Raw genomic sequence first — 16928 nt, forward strand, 5'->3', positions numbered from 1 at the left:
CAGCGACGCCACCGACGAGCTGTACGGCCTCGGCTTCCAGAACTACCACACCCACGTCAAGGGCGAGGGCGACGTCGACTGCGTCATCGACACCGAGCCGAACGGGGGCGGCAAGTACCCCCACAGCCAACGCATCGACCTGACCGTCGAGAGGTTCGACAGCAACAGCGGCAGCCCGCCGCAGGAGTGCATCGACAACCCCGACGACTGAGTCACCCCGCGGCCAGGTTGCGGGCCATGACGCGCAGGTCGTCCAGCAGGGCCGCGCGGCGCTCGGGCGACATCCCCGCGGTCAGGCGCCGCTCCACCGCGGCGACCTCGCCGTCGGCGGCGGCGAGCCTGGCGCGCCCGTCGCGGGTGAGTCGCGCCGGACGGGCCCGGCCGTGCGGCGCGGATTCCGGCCGCCGCACCAGACCCGCGTCCACCAGCCCGCGCAACACCGTGTTCATCGACTGGCGGGTCACGAACGCGCCGCGCGCCAGTTCCGCATTGGACAGTTCGGGGCGCTGGTCCAGCAGCTCCAGGCAGGCGTACTGCGCCATCGTCAGTCCGTGGCGCCGCAGTGTGTCGTCCAGCTCGGCCCGCAGCGCCGCGGTCGCCCGCTTCAGGACGTAGCCGACGCGTTCCTCCAGTTCCTCACCCGAATCGCGCATGTCAATATCTTGACATAGCTGGCCGCGGCGGCCCTCGCATAATTGAGGCAGCCCTCGATGCCCCTCGGCCGAAAGAGACCGCCATGCGTACGGGAGACCTGCTCGCCGGTCGCTACCGCCTGGACGAGTTCCTGGCCTCCGGCGCCATGGGGTCGGTGTGGAAGGGGCACGACGATCGGCTGGATCGGGTCATCGCGATCAAGATCATGCACGCCAAGCTGTCGCGCGACGCCGAGTTCAAGGCGCGCTTCCAGGCCGAGGCCCGCGCCCTGGCGAAGCTGAAGGCGCCGGGCATCGTCGCCGTCCACGACTACGGCACCGACATCGTCGGCGGGGTGCCGATGTCGTACCTGGTCATGGAGTTCGTGAAGGGACAGTCGCTTCAGGAGGTCCTGAGCCGCGGCGGGCGGCTGCGGTCGTCCAAGGCCGTCAGCGGGGTCGCGGCCGTCGCGCGGGCGCTGCACGCCGCGCACCAGGCGGGCATCATCCACCGCGACGTCAAGCCCGCCAACATCCTCATGACGGAATCGGGGGACCCGCGGATCGTGGACTTCGGGATCGCCCGCGAGGTCGGGCGGCCGACGCTCGGCCTGTCGAGCATGGTGATGGGCACGCCCGGGTACATGTCCCCGGAACAGTTGCGCGGCAAGGACCCCACGCCCGCCACCGACATCTACGCCCTCGGGGTGGTGGCGTACGAGTGCCTCACCGGTCACCTGCCCTTCGAGGGCGATCAGGAAACGGTCGTCAAGGACACCCTGAGCAGGACCCCGCCGCCGCTGCCCGGTCACGTGTCGCGCCGCACCGCCGAGATCGTGATGCGGGCGCTGGAGAAGGACCCGGGCAAGCGGTGGCCCAGCGCCGCCGACTTCGCCGCCGCACTGCCGGGGCAGGGCTCGGGCCGCGGCACCACGACGCGGCTGCCGCACGCCGACGCCACGCGGCCGACCATTCCGCCCACCAAGCGCGAAGCCCCCGCCGCGCGGCCGTCCACCCCGAAGCCGCCGACCCCTCCCCCGGTCAAGCGGGCGAAGCCGCCCTCCCCGACGCCGAGCTCGTCGGGCGGCTCGGAGGGGTGGGTGGCCATCCTCGTCGGCCTGCTCATCCTCGGCGGGATCTGGTACCTCAACAGCGATACGGACGACAAGTCCCCTTCCGACGACGGCTCTTCGTCCTATGCGTACTCCTACTCTCCCGCCGACACCGCGCCCGAGACCACCGCCGCCCAACAGGTCGCGGTGCCCGACGTCGTGGGCGTCGACGAGGGCACCGCCTACGCGACGCTGAGCGGCTCCGGTTTCTACAATGTGGACAAAAGCGAGATCCTGACGGGCGACCTCTCCTGCGTCACCGCCCAGGTGCCCGCCGCGGGCGAGGAACGCACCACCGACACCGAGGTCACGCTCTACGTGACGCTGTACGCCTCGAGCGACCCGACGCCGACCGAATGCCTGTAGGGTCGGGTCGGTGAGCACCACAAGCTATTCGCCCAGCGGGATGGTGGTCTCGGCAGACCAGCGCGCCTCCCGCGCGGGCTCCGACATCCTGCGCGTCGGTGGCGGCGCGGTCGACGCGGCGATCGCCGCCAACGCGGTGCTGGCGGTGACCGCCCCTCACCTGTGCGGCCTCGGCGGCGATCTGTTCGCACTCGTTCACCGCGACGGCTCCTCACCCTTGGCGCTCAACGCTTCGGGGCGCTCGGGCCAGGGCGCCGACCCCTCGGGGCTGCGCGCCGAGGGCCACGCCACCATGCCGCTGTTCGACGACATCCGCACGGTGACCGTGCCCGGGTGCGTGGACGGGTGGCTGGCGCTGCACGCCGATCACGGCACCCTGACGTTGGAGGAGCTGTTCGCGCCCGCGATCGCGTTGGCGGACAACGGCTTCGAGGTTTCGCCGCTGCTGGCGAAGGTCGCGGTGCTGGCGAAGGGCAAGGCGGGGGCGGGCGACATCGCGGCCGCGGGCGGCACCGACACCATCCGGCGACCCGGGGTGGCGCGGACGCTGCGCGCCATCGCCGAGCACGGCCGCGCGGGCTTTTATCACGGCGAGTTCGGCGAGGGGCTGCTGAAGCTCGGCGAGGGACTGTTCACCGCGTCCGATCTGGAGCGCGACAACGCCGACTGGGTGGAACCCTTGGGCGTCAACGTCTTCGGGCATCGAGTGTGGACGGCGCCGCCGAACTCACAGGGCTATCTGCTGGCGCTGGGCCTGGCCGTGGCCGACGGTCTCGACCTGCCCGAAAGCCCCGACGACCCGTCGTGGGCCCACCTGCTCATCGAGGCGTCCCGCGTCGCGGGGTACGACCGTCCGCGGCTGCTGCACGAGGGGTTCGACGCGGCGGGGCTGCTGGCCTCCGACGAGGTGGAGCGGCGCAGGGGCCTCATCGACCCCGCCCACCGCGCCGGCCTGGGCCATCCCGCGGGGGACGGCGACACCACGTACCTGTGCGCGGCGGACTCCAGCGGGCGCGGGGTGTCGCTGATCCAGTCGAACGCCTCGGGCTTCGGCTCGCGGATCTTCGAGCCGTCCACCGGCATCGGGCTCCACAATCGAGGGTTGGGGTTCTCGTTGGTGCCGGGCAGTCCGGCCGAGTACTCCCCCGGCCGCCGACCCCCGCACACCCTGGCCCCCGCCGTGGTGACGCGGCCCAACGGCCGGCTGCGGGCCCTGGTGGGCACCATGGGCGGCGACAGCCAGCCGCAGATCCTCACCCAGGTCATCACCCGCCTGCTGCACGGCGGCCAGTCCCCCGCAGAGGCCATCGACGCCCCGCGCTGGCGGATCGCCAACCGCAACGGCTTCGACACCTGGGCCGACCCCGGCTCCACCGTCATCGACATGGAGCTGGCCGCGCCCGACTCCTGGAACGCCCTGGAATCCCTGGGGCACCGGGTTTCCCGCGTCCCCGACACCTTCGGCCACGCCCAGCTCATCGAGGCCGACGCGGCGGGGATGTTCGACGGGGCCGCCGACCCCCGGGCCCGCATCGGCGCCGTCGAGGGGCTTTGACGGCTACCGCAAAGCGTTGATGGCCTTGATGATCCGCTTGTCGCTGACCGCGTAGCGGGTGCCGAGGTCCTGGGCGAAGTAGCTGACCCGCAGTTCCTCGCACATCCAGCGCACCTCCTGGCCCTGGGGCGAGGCGGCCGCGGCGGGGAGGCTCGTGGCCAGCTCGTGGAAGGCGGCCTCCACCGCCTGGGCGCGGGCCATCCACACCCCGTCGGCGTCGCCCGCCGTGGGCAGCTTGGTGGCGCGGCGCTCGACGGCCTCGAGGTAGCGCACCAGGTCCTTCAGCCTCCACCAGCCCGTCGCGCTGACGAAGCCCTTGAACACCAGGGCCTCGCGTTGACGCTTCATGTCGGCGATCGCGTTGAGGTGCGCGAAGGGGAAGCGGCCCGACAACAGCTTGTCCACGCGGCGGCCGGTGGTGAGCACCTCGGCGACGGTCTCGACCACCTCGGCGGTGGTGTCGGCGAGGCTCTGGCGCACCGCGTCGCGCAGCTTGTCGAAGCCCTCGCGGTCCCAGGCGGGTCCACCCGCGTCGATCATCAGCTTGTCGCAGGCGGTGCGCACGCAATCGTCCAAGAGGGCGGGAACGCTGTCGTAGGGGTTGGCGCCCAGGGCGAGCTTGGTGCGGCTGGGCAGAGTGGACAGCAGGCGCTTCAGCGGGGAGGGCAGGGTCAGCAGCAGCAGGCGGCGGGTGCCGTGCCACATGGTGAGCTGCTGGGTGGCCTCGGATTCCTTGAGGCGGATGGCGACGCTGTCGCCTTCGTCGACAAGGGACGGATACGCCCTGACGGTGTATCCACCGCGCCGGGTCTGTTCCTCGACGCGGGGCAGCTGGTCGAAGTCCCAGTCGGTCAGGCCCGCGCGCTCCACGTCGGGAACCGATTCGGCGATCACCTCGGCGGCCTTGGGGCGCAACTGTCGTTGCAGCGCGGCGAGGTCCTTGCCCTCGGCCAGGACGGTGCCGTCCTCGTCCTCCACGGCGAAGGTGGGCAGCAGGTGGCCGGGGACGCGCGAGTGGTCCCAGGCGTCGCGGGGGATCGTCACGTGGCGCATGGCGTGCAGCTGGACCGCCAACGCGTCCACAAGGGATCCGCCCTGCCCGGGCGTCATGGTGTGCAGGGCGGCCAGCGCGTGGTCGGGGGCGGGCGAGAAGTGACGGCGGATCGCCTTGGGCAGCGACTTGACGAGCGCGGTGACCAGTTCGAGCCGCAGTCCCGGCACCTGCCAGGTGAAGGCGTCGGGGTCGAGCTGCGCCACCAGCGCCAGGGGAATGTGGACAGTGACGCCGTCGGCGGCGGCGCCGGGCTCGAACTGGTAGGTCAGCGGCAGCTGTGCCCCGCCGGTCTCCCAGCGGTCGGGGTAGTCGGCCTGGTTGACCGCCTCGGCCTCGGCGTTGATCAGCATGTCGGCGGAGAAGTCCAGTAGGTTGGGCGCCTCGCGCCGGGCGCCCTTCCACCAGCTGTCGAAGTGCCGCCCGCTGACCACCTCGGGGGGAATCCGGCCGTCGTAGAAGTCGTACAGCGTGTCCTCGTCGACCAGGATGTCGCGGCGCCGGGCCCGGTTCTCGAGGTCCTCCACGGAGTCCAGCAGTTCCCGGTTGGCGGCGAAGAACCGGTGGTGGGTGTCCCAGTCGCCCTCCACCAGGGCGCTGCGGATGAAGATATCCCGCGCCACCTCCGGCTCGACGCGCCCGTAGTTGACCTTGCGGGCGGCGACGATCGGGATGCCGTACAGCGTCACCTTTTCCGTGGCCATCACGGCGGCGGGCTTCTTCTCCCAGTGCGGCTCGGAATAGTCGCGCTTCACCAGGTGGCCGGCCAGCGGCTCGATCCACTCGGGTTCGATCTTGGCGTTGACCCGGGCCCACAGCCTGGACGTCTCGACGAGCTCGGCGCTGGCCACCCACTTGGGCTGCTTCTTGAACAGCGCCGAGCCGGGGAAGATGGCGAAGCGGGCGCCGCGGGCGCCCAGGTAGTCGCGCGTCTCGGGGTCCTTCAGGCCGATGTGGGACAACAGGCCCGACAGCAGGGCGGTGTGGACCCGCTGCGGGTCGACCGCCTCGGCGGTGACGTTGGGCGTGTACCCGAGTCCCTTCAGGACGAGGCGGAGCTGGCCGTAGATGTCCTGCCATTCGCGGATGCGCATGTAATGCAGGTATTCGGCCTTGCACATCCGGCGGAAGGCGCTGCCGGAGCGGGCCTTCTGCTCGTCCTTGATGTAGTTCCACAGCTTGATGAAGGCCAGGAAGTCCGAGCTGGGGTCGGCGAAGCGCGAGTGCTTGGCGTCGGCCTGCTGCTGCCTGTCGGCCGGGCGCTCCCGCGGGTCCTGAATGGACAGCGCCGAGGCGATCACCATCACCTCGTGCAGGCAGCCGTCGTTGTGGGCCTGCAACACCATGCGGCCCAGCCGGGGGTCCACCGGCAGCCGGGCGAGCTGGCGGCCGCGGTTGGTGAGGCGCTTGCGGGGGTCGGCGTCGTCGTCGATGGCGCCGAGCTCGTTGAGCAGCCACACGCCGTCGCGGATGTTGCGGCGGTCGGGTGGGTCGATGAAGGGAAACTCCTCGATCCGGCCGAGCCCGGCCGCGGTCATCTGGAGGATCACCGAGGCCAGGTTGGTGCGCAGGATCTCGGCGTCGGTGAACTCCGGGCGGGAATCGAAGTCCTCCTCGGAGTACAGGCGGACGCAGATGCCGTCGCTGGTGCGACCGCACCGTCCCTTGCGCTGGTTGGCCGAGGCCTGCGAGATCGGCTCGATCGGCAGGCGCTGCACCTTGGTGCGCAACGAATAGCGGGAGATGCGCGCGGTACCGGGGTCGATGACGTACTTGATGCCCGGCACGGTCAGCGAGGTCTCGGCCACATTGGTGGCCAGCACGATGCGGCGTCCGGTGTGGCGGGTGAACACCCGGTGTTGTTCCGCCGACGACAGTCGGGCGTACAGCGGCAGTATCTCGGTGTGCCGGAAGTCCTCTTTGGTCAGCGCCTCGGCGGTGTCGCGGATCTCCCGCTCCCCCGACAGGAACACCAGGATGTCGCCGGGGCCGGAGGCCATCAGCTCGCGGGAGGCGTCCACGATCGCCTCGATGGCGTCGCGGACGTTGTCGCTGTCGGGGTCCGAGTCGTCCACGAGCGGCCGATAGCGCACCTCCACGGGGTAGGTGCGACCCGAGACCTCCACGATGGGCGCGTCGGCGAAGTGGCGGGAGAAACGCTCGGGGTCGATGGTCGCCGAGGTGATGATGACCTTGAGATCGGGGCGGCGCGGCAGCAGCTGCTTCAGGTAGCCCAGCAGGAAGTCGATGTTGAGGCTGCGCTCGTGCGCCTCGTCGATGATCAGGGTGTCGTAGGCCCGAAGCGCCCGGTCGTTTTGGATCTCGGCCAGCAGGATGCCGTCGGTCATCACCTTGCAGTAGGTCCGCTCGCTCACCTTGTCGGTGAAGCGGATCTTCCAGCCCACCGCCTCACCCAGCGGCGAGTCGAGCTCCTCGGCGATCCGCTCGGCCACGGTGCGCGCGGCGATGCGGCGCGGCTGGGTGTGCCCGATCATGCCCTGGACGCCGCGCCCCAGCTCCATGCAGATCTTCGGCAGCTGGGTGGTTTTGCCGCTGCCGGTCTCGCCGGCCACGATCACCACCTGATGGTCGCGGATCGCCGCGGCGATGTCGTCCTTTCGTTGGCTGACGGGCAACTCGGACGGGTATTGCACCTCGGGCCGTTCGTCGCGGCGCCGCGCGACCCGCTGCTCGGCGGCGGCGATGTCGGCGTCGAGCCTGCCCAGCAGCTTGTCGGCGTCGTCGCGCTTGCTCGCCGACTCGATGCGGCGCAGGAAACGCCCCTGCTCACGCAGCATCAGCCCGCGCACGCGGGTGCGCAGGCGGGAGGGACTGGGTGCGTGATCTGTAGCCATACCGAAGCGCCAGGATACGCAACGCGGCACCGATCCAACCAACGAATATCGCCGCGAGGGGCCCGGGATCGCGGGCCCCCCGCGGGTCTCAGATGTCGAGCTGAACGTTGTACTCGCTCAGCCAGGTGTTGACCTGCAGCACCCGCTCGGCGTTCCAACGCAACGTGGGGCCCGCGGTCTCGGCGGCGGAGCGCTGCGCGTGTTCCACGTCGAGCAGCGGCAGCACCGGCGACCGCGGATCGGCCAGCACCTCCTTGAGCTCGGTGCGCACCGCCTCGTCGTAGCGGGAGTCCTGGGTGCTGGGGTACGGGCTCTTCACCCGCTCGGCCACCGACTCCGGCAGCACGTCGCGGGTGGCGGCGCGCAGCAGCGACTTCTCGCGCCCGTCGAAGGTCTTCATCGACCACGGGGTGTTGAAGACGTACTGGACGAGCCGGTGGTCGCAGAACGGCACCCGCACCTCCAGGCCCACGGCCATGCTGGCGCGGTCCTTGCGGTCCAGCAGGGTCTGCACGAAGCGGGTGAGGTGCAGGTAGCAGATCTCCCGCATCCGGGCCTCCAGCCCGGTCTCGCCCTCCAGGCGCGGAACCTCGGACAGCGCCTCGGAGTACCGGTCGGCGATGTAGTCGCCGAAGTTGGCCTTCTCGAGGAGGGTCTTGTTCCACAGTGGCTGGGTGAGGGCGCGGCCGCCGAAGCGGCGGAAGGAGGCCAACCACGGGAAGGTGTCGGCATTGACGGCGTCGGCGTCGTGGAACCAGCGGTAGCCGCCGAACACCTCGTCGGCCGACTCGCCCGACAGCGCCACCGTGGACTGCGCACGGATCGCCTTGAACAGCAGGTAAAGCGAGGTGTCGCCCTCGGCCAGGCCGACCGGCAGGTCGCGGGCGGCCAGCACCCGGTACTTGTTGGCGGGGTCGATCAGCTGCGCGGTGTCCAGGACGATGTCGCTGTGGTCGGAGCCGACGTGCTCGGCCAGGGCGTGCGCGTAGGGGCCGTCGGGGGTGCCGCGCATCTCGTCGGGCTGGAAGTTCTCGGTGTGGCCGACGAAGTCGACGGCGAAGGAGCGCACCGGCCCCGCGTGCTGGGCGCCCAGGGCCTTGGCGGCCAGCGCGGTGATCACCGAGGAGTCCAGGCCGCCCGACAGCAGGGTGCACAGCGGCACGTCCGAGATCAGTTGGCGCTGGACGATGTCGTCGAGGAGCTCGCGGACGTGGCCGACGGTGGTGTCCAGGTCGTCGGTGTGCTCATGGGACTCAAGCGCCCAGTAGCGTTCGACGCGCAGACTGCCGGAGCGCACCCGCAGCAGGTGGCCGGGGCGCAGCTCCTTCATTCCCCTGTAGATCGCGTGGCCGGGGGTCTTGCTGACGGTCAGCATCTCCGGCAGCCCGTCCAGGTCGACGACGGGGTCGACGTCGGGGTGGGCCAGGATCGCCTTGGGTTCCGATCCGAACAGGACTCCGTCGGGCGTCGGGTAGTAGTACAGCGGCTTGATGCCCATCCGGTCGCGCACCAGGATGAGCTCCTCGGAGCGCGGGTCCCACAGCGCGAAGGCGTACATGCCGTTGAGCCGGGAGGTGAAGTCGGTGCCCCATTCGAGATAGGCGTGCAGGGCGACCTCGGTGTCGCTGCGGGTGCGGAAGGTGTGTCCCAGGGCCTCGAGTTCCTCGCGCAGCTCCAGGAAGTTGTACAGCTCTCCACTGTAGGTGGTGACTACGAGGGTGCGGCCGTCCGCCTCCACCGACATCGGCTGCGCCCCGCCCTCGATGTCGATGACCGCCAATCGTCGGTGCCCGAAGCCGACGTGCCGGTCCAGCCAGACGCCCGAGGCGTCGGGTCCCCGGCATGCCATGGGTTCGGTCATTGCCGCCAGGGTGTTGCGGTGGTTGGTGAGGTCGTTGTCGAAGGCGACCCATCCAGCGATGCCACACATGCGCTTGATGTCCTCTCTACGGGTACATAGCCATCGGCCGAAAGGCCGAGTGGGGTCCTGGCCAGCGTAGGACTACTTAGCCGAACTAAGCAACCGTTTCGATATTGGCTGACCTGCCGTAACCCGAATCGACCCTGTGACCTTGACCACGATGGACCCCGGCCGCGGCACGCATATCGGCCGATTTACCGATATGGGGCGACCCTTGACCCCTACCAAGGGCCGAGACGGTCTCGCCCCGGGGAACGATTCGCCGGGCCCGCCGCGCCCATAACGTCAGGGCATGAGAACCCGTTTTGTCATCGCCACGGCCGTGATGGCGGCGCTCGCCACGGCCGCGGCGGTGGTGTCCTACGTGGACGCCGACGCGGCGGAGCCCGCGCTGAACACCAAGCTGTTGGAGCACGCGATCGAGGAGATGCACGACGCGGGCGCCCCCGGCGTCATCGCCCAGGTGCGCGACGGCGCCGAAACCTGGAACGGCGCCGCGGGCGTGCGCGAGCTCGGCGACGACGCCCCGCCCAAGCCCACCGACCGGATCCGGGCCGCCAGCCTCACCAAGTCCATGATCTCCGCGGTGATCCTGCGGCTCGCCGACTCGGGAAGATTCGGCCTCGACGATCCGATCGGCGACTACCTGCCCGGGCTGCTGCCCTACGACGAGCCGATCACGATTCGCCAGCTGCTCAACCACACCAGCGGGGTCCCCGACCACTTCTACGTCGTGTATCCGTCCATGAAGCACCAGTCGGTGGCCGACATCGAGGCCAACCGCTACAAGAGGTTCACGCCCGAGCAGATCGTGGCCGGCGCGACGAAGCAGCCCCTGGAGTTCGCGCCCGGCACCGACTACAAGTACTCCAACACCGAGTACTACGTGCTGGGGATGCTGATCGAAAAGCTCACCAAGCGGTCGTACGAATCGGTGCTGACCTCGAAGATCCTGCGCCCCGCCCACATGGACAACTCCTACATCCCGCGCGACACCGCCGTGATCGCCGGACCCCACCCGCACGCCTACTTCGTCACCACCGAACCCGACCGGCCGCTACTGGACACCACGAACCTGTCGTCCACCCACCTGTGGGCCGCGGGCTCGGCGATCTCCAGCCCCGGCGACCTCAACAAGCTGTATCGCGCGCTGTTCGACGGGACACTGCTGACAAAGGACGAACGCGACCGCGCGCAGACGCTGACGCCCCAGTCAAGGAACAGCTACGGGCTCGGCATCGAGGCGGCGCCGGTGCCCGAGGACTGCGCGCCGGTGCCCGGCGGGGTCTCCTACGGCCACACCGGCGGCGGCATGGGGTACTCCACAGTGTCCTTCCACTCGCGCGACGGCCGGCGCCAGACCACCTTCACGTTCACCGAGGACGTCCAGCTGTCCAAACCCGACGACATCAAGGCGCTCCAGCAGGCGTTTCAGGATCTCTTCCTGGCGGGCATGTGCTCGATGGACGGACAGCACACCGACGCCAAGATCGCCATCCCGAAGACGCTGCTGTCGTGACCGCGGGCGGACGAAACCCACGAGACACCGGCCCCGGTACCGGGTTATCGTCCCCGCATGAGCAGAGTCTGGACTCCCGACGACATCGTTCGGGTATCGGCGGAATGGGTGTGGATGCCCTACGACGCGGTGGTGCGCGAGGACGAACGCGCCAAGGTGGTGTCGTCCACCGGACGCACCACCGTGCACCGGGCCGACGGCGACGACGCCGAGGAGCTGATCGCCCACGTCAAGGGCCTGGCCAACGCCGCCGACCCGACCTTCGAGCTGATGTGGCCGGTGTTCTCGTTCACCAAGCCCGAAGACCTCGGACAGCGCCTGCTGGCCCACGGCGCCGGCGTCGCCGAGGAGCTCGACATCAACGCGTTCGCCTTCGGCACCGACACCCTCGCCCTGGACGCGCCCGGCGACATCACGGTGCGCCGCATCGACGACGGCTCGCTGCTGTACGACGCCCACGTCGTCAGCGCCGAGGTCTTCGGCACGCCGATGCCCAGCGAGGAGTTTCGCGCCGCCGAGGCCGACAACATGCTCAAACAGGTCGCGTTGGGAGAGAAACGCGAGATCTTCCGTTACGTCGCCTACGACGGCCAGCGGCCGATCGGCGCGGGCGGCTTCACCTACGAGGACACCGTGGCGAAGCTGTGGGGCGGCAGCGTCGTGGAGTCGCACCGGGGCCGGGGCGTGTACCGGGCGCTGTTGGCGTCGCGCATGGACGACGCCGCCGCGTGGGGAGCGACCCTGGCGCTGGTCAAGGCCCGCACCGGCACCTCCAGCCCGATCCTGCGGCGGGCGGGCTTTCGCGCGTTCGGCCGCGAGTATGTTTACCGCGTCCCGCTGGACTGATGGAGGAGCGCGCATGCCCGAGGGCCACGTGGTGCATCGGCTGGCGGCGCGCTACCTGGGGTCCTTCGGCGGGCGCACGGTGGCGGTGTCGAGCCCGCAGGGCCGCTTCGCCGACAGTGCGTCGCGTGTGGACGGTCGGGTGCTGGAATCGACCGAGGCGCACGGAAAGCAGCTGTTCCTCGGCTTCGGCGCCGACGAGTGGGTGCGCATCCACCTGGGCATCTACGGCAAGGTCGCCTTTGGACGCGGCGAGCCGCCCGCCCCCGTGGGCGCGATACGGCTGCGCATGGTCGCCGACGACGCCTGGTCCGAGCTGCGGGGCCCCGCGGCGTGCGAGCTCATCGGCTCGGGCGAGAAGGCGGACGTCGTATCGCGGCTGGGTCCCGATCCGCTGCGCGCCGACGCCGACCCCGAGCGCGCCTGGGAGCGGATCCGTCGGTCGCGCTCGTCGATCGCGACGCTGCTGATGGACCAGCACGTGATCGCGGGCGCGGGCAACATCTTCCGCGCCGAGGTGCTGTTTCGCCGCGGCATCGACCCGCTGCGGGCGGGGCGCGACCTGACGCGCGCCGAATGGGACGCGATGTGGACGGACCTTAAATCCCTGATGGACAACAGCGTCCACGTCGGACGCATCGACACGGTGCGGCCCGAGCACACCCCCGAGGCGATGGGCCGTCCGCCGCGCGTCGACGACCACGGCGGCGAGGTGTACGTCTACCGCCGAGCCGCACAGGACTGCCACGTCTGCCGCGGCCCGATCAGCATGCGCGAGCTGGCGGGCCGCAATCTCTTCTGGTGCCCGTCCTGCCAGAATCGGTGACCTCGCGCGTCGGAAGCCGTCGTTCAACTTCCACTCAAACCCGACGCCCTCGGCACGATCGCGACGAGGAATGTATTGCCTTGCGCCATAGGGTGACTTAGAGGCACTGGCCCCGCCACCACCGAGCAGGAAGACGGGGCGGCAGGCCACGCCCCCACCACTCCCGCTGCGGCCGAGGAACCAAACGCCGAGGGCGTGGGTGGCTGGGATGAGTGATTCCACTGTGATCATGCTCGGGTTGTTCACCGCGTCGATGCGCCAAGTCTCGGCCATCGTGATCGACGGCAGCTACACGGTGTCTTTGGATGTGATCGGGCATCGGGGTATTGCCTCGCACCTGGGGTCGATCAGCCACATCGACAGCTCCCGCCCCGTGTTGAAAGTGTCGCTGCCGCATGGGATCTGGGCGTCCGAGTCCGCCGTGAGCTGGCACCTGATCCAACAGGCCCAGGGCTTGTGGAGGACACCACACACTCGCCAAGGCACTCATTACCCAAGCCCGCGAACAACAATAGGGGGTATCAAAGGCCATGTCTGTCCACAGTTACACCGAACACGGACCCTGGGGCGATGTGCACGTGAGGGTTTTCCACCCCGACGCCGCACCCACCCTCACCTTTGGGCTGATGTACCCACACGGGCCCGTGACCGACCACTTCAGACACACCCTCGGATGGACAGGAGACCTTCAAGCTAAATACCAGGCTATGTCCACGAAACGACGCCGTATCAAGGAAGCCAAGAGGAACCCGCCAGCGATATCGCATCGCACCACACCCCGACGACGTTGGAGGCGATAACGGGGCGGCAGATGCAACTCCCCCTGCCACGGCCAATCAAGAAGCGACAAGCTCACAAACGTGGACACCACACCAGCCCTAGTGACAGCGGGACGCAGCTACCCTTCGCAGGGCCACTTAAAGAGCGACAGGTTCACGAAGGTCTGCCGTCCCGTTGGGCCAGCCTCAGATGGGACGGCAGGTCAAGCCCCTCTCCACCACAGCCATTCGAGAAGCGACACATTGGCCAACGTTGGCGTAGCACCAGCGACACGCCGTCGGCTGGACGGCAGACGGTGACCCCAACGGGGCGGCAGACAACACCCCCACCACTCCCGCTGCGGCCGAGGAACCAAGCACCAACAGCAACCCGAGCCACAGCGACGAAGGCGACCAGAGTCAGGGTGAGGGTGTCGATGATGAGTGATTCCACTGTGGTGATCATGCTCGGGTTGTTCACTGCGTCCATGCGTCAGGTCTCGGCCATCACCGTTGAGGGTTCGTTCACGGTGCATCTCGACGTGATCGGACACCGAGGGATCGCCTCGCATCTCGGGTCGATCAAGGACATTGACAGCTCCCGCCCCGTCCTCAAGGTCTCGCTGCCGCATGGGATCTGGGCGTCCGAGCCCGCCGTCAGGTGGCATTTGATTCGCCAGGCCCAGAACCTGTGGCGCACCCACCGACAGCTTTCGAGGGCGCTGCCTCATGTCTGAACTCGACGAACTGTCCGAAGCAGTAGGTAATGCCGTCGCCATGGCAGGTGAGGCGCACATGCACACGGGTAATGCCGAGGAACTCGCGAACCGCATCGCTGCCATGGGTTCGGGCATCGGTTTCGGCAACGACCCGATGCTCATCGTCGCGGCATCCGAACACATCACCAACGCACTGGGAGTGCTGTTTTCGGCAGCCACCGACCTGGAGCAAGCGCAGACCTTCATTACTCAAGCCAGGGAACAACAGTAAGAAGAGAGGATTCTTCGTGTCTGTCCATAGTTACACCGAACGGGGTCCTTGGGGTCCCGTGCATGTGAGGGTTTTCGACCCCGACACCGCACCCACACTCCGCTTCGGGCTCATGTACCCACACGGGCCACTCGCCGACAGGGCACGCGAAGTCGGCAAGCAATTCGACATCCCGAAACGCCACCTACCGAAACGGCGCCTGCGCGCCGTCATCGCCCTCGGCTTGTTCCCCCTCTTGTGGGTGCTGCCGAAGTGCGGGGAGTGCGGCCAGCCCTGGCCCTGCACACCCCTGACCGACCACTTCAGACACACCCTCGGATGGACAGGAGACTTGTCGGCGAAGTACATGGCGATGGCGACGAAGCGACGCCGAGCCAAGGCAGCCAAGAGAAACCCGACTGCCGTGTCGCATCGCGCCACACCACGACGCCGCTGGAGACGATAACGCGACGGCAACTGCGACACCCCCTCGCGCGGCCCATCAAGAACCGACAGGTCAACGAACGTCTGCCGTCCCGACGGGGCCCAGCCTCCGACGGGACGGCAGACCAAGCCCTTCTCCACTACAGCCATTCAAGAAGCGACACATTGGCCAACGTTGGCGCAGCACCAGCGACACGCCCTCGGCTGGACGGCAGACCCCACCGAGCACTATCGAGCCATGTTCACTCGACGACGCCGAGCCCTTGCCGCCAAACACAACCCGACCGTCGCCACCCAACGCGCCGAGCCACACCGCCGCTGCCGTGGGCCCAGAAAGTAATGCTCGCGAAGCGAGCCAAAAAAGAGAGGCGCGTCCCCGACCCGCGAATGTCTATAGTGGCATGGTTCCCGAACTCGCTCAACGGACGCCATAGGATCACCACAACGACACTTCTCGAGGTCACGTCGGTGCCGTTCGTCTCGTATTATTCAGCGACGATCGAAGCAGGTGGAGGATCTCGTCGGTGAGCGACAACTACGGCCAGTCAAACCCCTGGCACTGGCATGAACACAGGATTGGGCTGGTCGGTGAGGTCGCGCGCGCAGGCTCCCGCGCCCTGTTCGCATTCCTGATCGGCCTGGGATGCTCATTCGTGCTGATCTTCAGCATGGGAATCCTCTCCGAGGAGCACCAGTTCGGCGATCCCGGTCTGGAAATGGCCGTCGACCACCTCTCCCGCTTGAGCGTCGGGGTCTTGATGGTGCTCGCGGTAGTCGTCTGGGGGATGTTCGCGGTGGCGAGCTGTGTGCGTGAGGTGGCTACGTCCAGGGCGCTTGTCAGGGCCGCCGAGCGGGGCGCGTCCCGCTACGAGGTTCCCTCTCCCGAACAGGTCCAGTCCGTCACCTGCGATCCGACGGAGCAACTCACCATCTTCGCGTGGGCGAATGCCGCCATCGTCGGCATCCTGGGGGTGGTCGGGCTTTTCGTGGTCCTGTTCGACGGGGACGAGGAGAGCGTGCTCATCGTCTCGATGATCACCGGCTACGCGGTGATCATGTTCCTGGTCGGATTGGCCGGTCGCAAGGTGCTCACCCCGGCCCATGAACGGCGTCAGGCCCGGATCGCCGCGCATTGGAGCGCGGACGACGAGGGAAAGGCATGGAGGCCCGCCAAACAGGCCCGCCGAGACGCCTCGGGCAGGCAGAAGACGGTGTTGGGGCTCTCGCTCGCCGAGCGCTGCGTGTACATCGCCGCGGTTCTCAGCGTCCTGGGTTTCGTCGCGTTGCAGGCCTCGTTGACGATGCGCTGCGCGAACGTCCCCGGGCCCGGACACGAGTGCCACGAGACCACCTACTCGTCGTTCATCGAGAACATCCTCGCCTGGGGATTCTGGATCTTCGCGGTCCTGCTTCCCCTGGCCGGGATCCTCGCGGTCGTCGGCGTCCTGCTCGACTGGAAACAACGCCTGTCCGAACGGGCCCAGCTGCGCGAACTGCTGGCCGACCCGCGGGCGCCTCGCCCCGCCGAGGCCCTGCTGTCCTATCACGCGCGGCGGCGCATGCCCCCGCTGGCTCTCGTCGGCGCGGCGCTGGCGGGGGTCGGGTTGGTGTTCAGCCTGTCGTCCTACATGGTCGGTCAGGGCATGGGCCTGGGATCGGAAGACGTCTTCGCCGTCTATCGCACCGAATCACTTGTCGCCGTTGCCATCTCGGTGGGGATGTTCGTCGCCGCCCTGCTCGGCACCGGCTTCGTCAACGTGCGCGGCCGCGAATTCCGCAACGAACTCATGCGGCGCTGGCCCACCTCGCCGTCCTGGTCGGCCCGCAGCGACGGGAAGGTGTTGCGCGCCAAGCGCGGTCCCGCCCTGCACAGCCCGCGTTATGTGAAGGTCGGAAAGAACGCGAGCTCCGGCCAGGTCTAGAAGGCCCGCCCCGGCATGCGCGTGGTGGGCCCCATGTCGAGGACCCACCACGTACGGGATGCCCAGACGACGCAGAACTCGTCGCCCTCGGGGTCCCCGAGCAGCGCGAGGTACTCCCCCGTCTCGGGGTCGCCGCTGAGCCGAGCGACGGTGGC

At 68.8% G+C, this 16928-nt stretch carries 12 protein-coding genes; 9 read left to right on the forward strand and 3 right to left on the reverse strand.

What is annotated here, in order from left to right; translation table 11 throughout:
- A partial coding sequence (locus VE172_RS14690; protein WP_324802670.1) for a hypothetical protein occupies positions 1–211 on the forward strand: 211 nt, incomplete at its 5' end.
- A 1-nt stretch (position 212) separates the two neighbouring features.
- On the opposite strand, the gene VE172_RS14695 is transcribed toward VE172_RS14690, so the two are convergent.
- Positions 213–653: a MarR family winged helix-turn-helix transcriptional regulator gene (locus VE172_RS14695; protein WP_324802671.1), complete on the reverse strand. Its 441-nt coding sequence runs from the start codon at positions 651–653 to the stop codon at positions 213–215.
- An 83-nt stretch (positions 654–736) separates the two neighbouring features.
- Here VE172_RS14695 and VE172_RS14700 point away from each other — a divergent pair, with 83 nt between their 5' ends.
- Positions 737–2110, forward strand: coding sequence for a serine/threonine protein kinase (locus VE172_RS14700; RefSeq protein WP_324802672.1), 1374 nt, complete (start codon positions 737–739; stop codon positions 2108–2110).
- Between the two features lie 10 nt (positions 2111–2120).
- Entirely contained in the window at positions 2121–3665 is a 1545-nt protein-coding gene (locus VE172_RS14705; protein ID WP_324802673.1) for a gamma-glutamyltransferase family protein, read from the forward strand.
- Between the two features lie 3 nt (positions 3666–3668).
- On the opposite strand, the gene hrpA is transcribed toward VE172_RS14705, so the two are convergent.
- Together hrpA and asnB are read right to left on the reverse strand one after the other, a co-directional pair.
- Positions 3669–7571, reverse strand: a complete 3903-nt coding sequence (gene hrpA, locus VE172_RS14710; RefSeq protein WP_324802674.1) for an ATP-dependent RNA helicase HrpA — start codon at positions 7569–7571, stop codon at positions 3669–3671.
- 88 nt (positions 7572–7659) lie between these two features.
- Entirely contained in the window at positions 7660–9501 is a 1842-nt protein-coding gene (gene asnB / locus VE172_RS14715) for an asparagine synthase (glutamine-hydrolyzing) (RefSeq protein ID WP_324802675.1), read from the reverse strand.
- Positions 9502–9784: 283 nt separating this feature from the next.
- Between asnB and VE172_RS14720 the strand changes: the two genes are divergently transcribed.
- The 6 genes from VE172_RS14720 to VE172_RS14745 all read left to right on the forward strand — a co-directional run bounded on the left by VE172_RS14720 (position 9785) and on the right by VE172_RS14745 (position 16773).
- Positions 9785–11011, forward strand: a complete 1227-nt coding sequence (locus VE172_RS14720; protein ID WP_324802676.1) for a serine hydrolase domain-containing protein — start codon at positions 9785–9787, stop codon at positions 11009–11011.
- Positions 11012–11068: 57 nt separating this feature from the next.
- Positions 11069–11857 (forward strand): GNAT family N-acetyltransferase, encoded by a 789-nt coding sequence (locus tag VE172_RS14725; protein ID WP_324802677.1) that lies wholly within the window; start codon positions 11069–11071, stop codon positions 11855–11857.
- Between the two features lie 13 nt (positions 11858–11870).
- Positions 11871–12680: an Fpg/Nei family DNA glycosylase gene (locus VE172_RS14730; protein WP_324802678.1), complete on the forward strand. Its 810-nt coding sequence runs from the start codon at positions 11871–11873 to the stop codon at positions 12678–12680.
- 1198 nt (positions 12681–13878) lie between these two features.
- Positions 13879–14175, forward strand: a complete 297-nt coding sequence (locus VE172_RS14735; protein ID WP_324802679.1) for a hypothetical protein — start codon at positions 13879–13881, stop codon at positions 14173–14175.
- The gene (locus VE172_RS14740; protein WP_324802680.1) at positions 14168–14428 is read left to right on the forward strand and encodes a hypothetical protein; all 261 of its coding nucleotides are present in this window, start codon (positions 14168–14170) and stop codon (positions 14426–14428) included. The genes VE172_RS14735 and VE172_RS14740 overlap by 8 nt, the downstream gene beginning before the upstream one ends.
- A gap of 947 nt (positions 14429–15375) precedes the next feature.
- Positions 15376–16773 (forward strand): hypothetical protein, encoded by a 1398-nt coding sequence (locus VE172_RS14745; protein WP_324802681.1) that lies wholly within the window; start codon positions 15376–15378, stop codon positions 16771–16773.
- Positions 16774–16928 lie beyond the last annotated feature (155 nt).

The sequence above is a fragment of the Stackebrandtia sp. genome (assembly GCF_035643755.1).
GTDB lineage: Bacteria > Actinomycetota > Actinomycetes > Mycobacteriales > Micromonosporaceae > Stackebrandtia.

What these genes read in the sequence shown, in the direction of transcription:
- VE172_RS14695 (WP_324802671.1), bottom strand. Translation starts at nt 653, where the DNA reads ATGCGCGATTCGGGTGAGGAACTGGAGGAACGCGTCGGCTACGTCCTG.
- VE172_RS14700 (WP_324802672.1), top strand. Translation starts at nt 737, where the DNA reads ATGCGTACGGGAGACCTGCTCGCCGGTCGCTACCGCCTGGACGAGTTC.
- hrpA (WP_324802674.1), bottom strand. Translation starts at nt 7,571, where the DNA reads ATGGCTACAGATCACGCACCCAGTCCCTCCCGCCTGCGCACCCGCGTG.
- asnB (WP_324802675.1), bottom strand. Translation starts at nt 9,501, where the DNA reads ATGTGTGGCATCGCTGGATGGGTCGCCTTCGACAACGACCTCACCAAC.
- VE172_RS14720 (WP_324802676.1), top strand. Translation starts at nt 9,785, where the DNA reads ATGAGAACCCGTTTTGTCATCGCCACGGCCGTGATGGCGGCGCTCGCC.
- VE172_RS14725 (WP_324802677.1), top strand. Translation starts at nt 11,069, where the DNA reads ATGAGCAGAGTCTGGACTCCCGACGACATCGTTCGGGTATCGGCGGAA.
- VE172_RS14730 (WP_324802678.1), top strand. Translation starts at nt 11,871, where the DNA reads ATGCCCGAGGGCCACGTGGTGCATCGGCTGGCGGCGCGCTACCTGGGG.
- VE172_RS14735 (WP_324802679.1), top strand. Translation starts at nt 13,879, where the DNA reads ATGAGTGATTCCACTGTGGTGATCATGCTCGGGTTGTTCACTGCGTCC.
- VE172_RS14740 (WP_324802680.1), top strand. Translation starts at nt 14,168, where the DNA reads ATGTCTGAACTCGACGAACTGTCCGAAGCAGTAGGTAATGCCGTCGCC.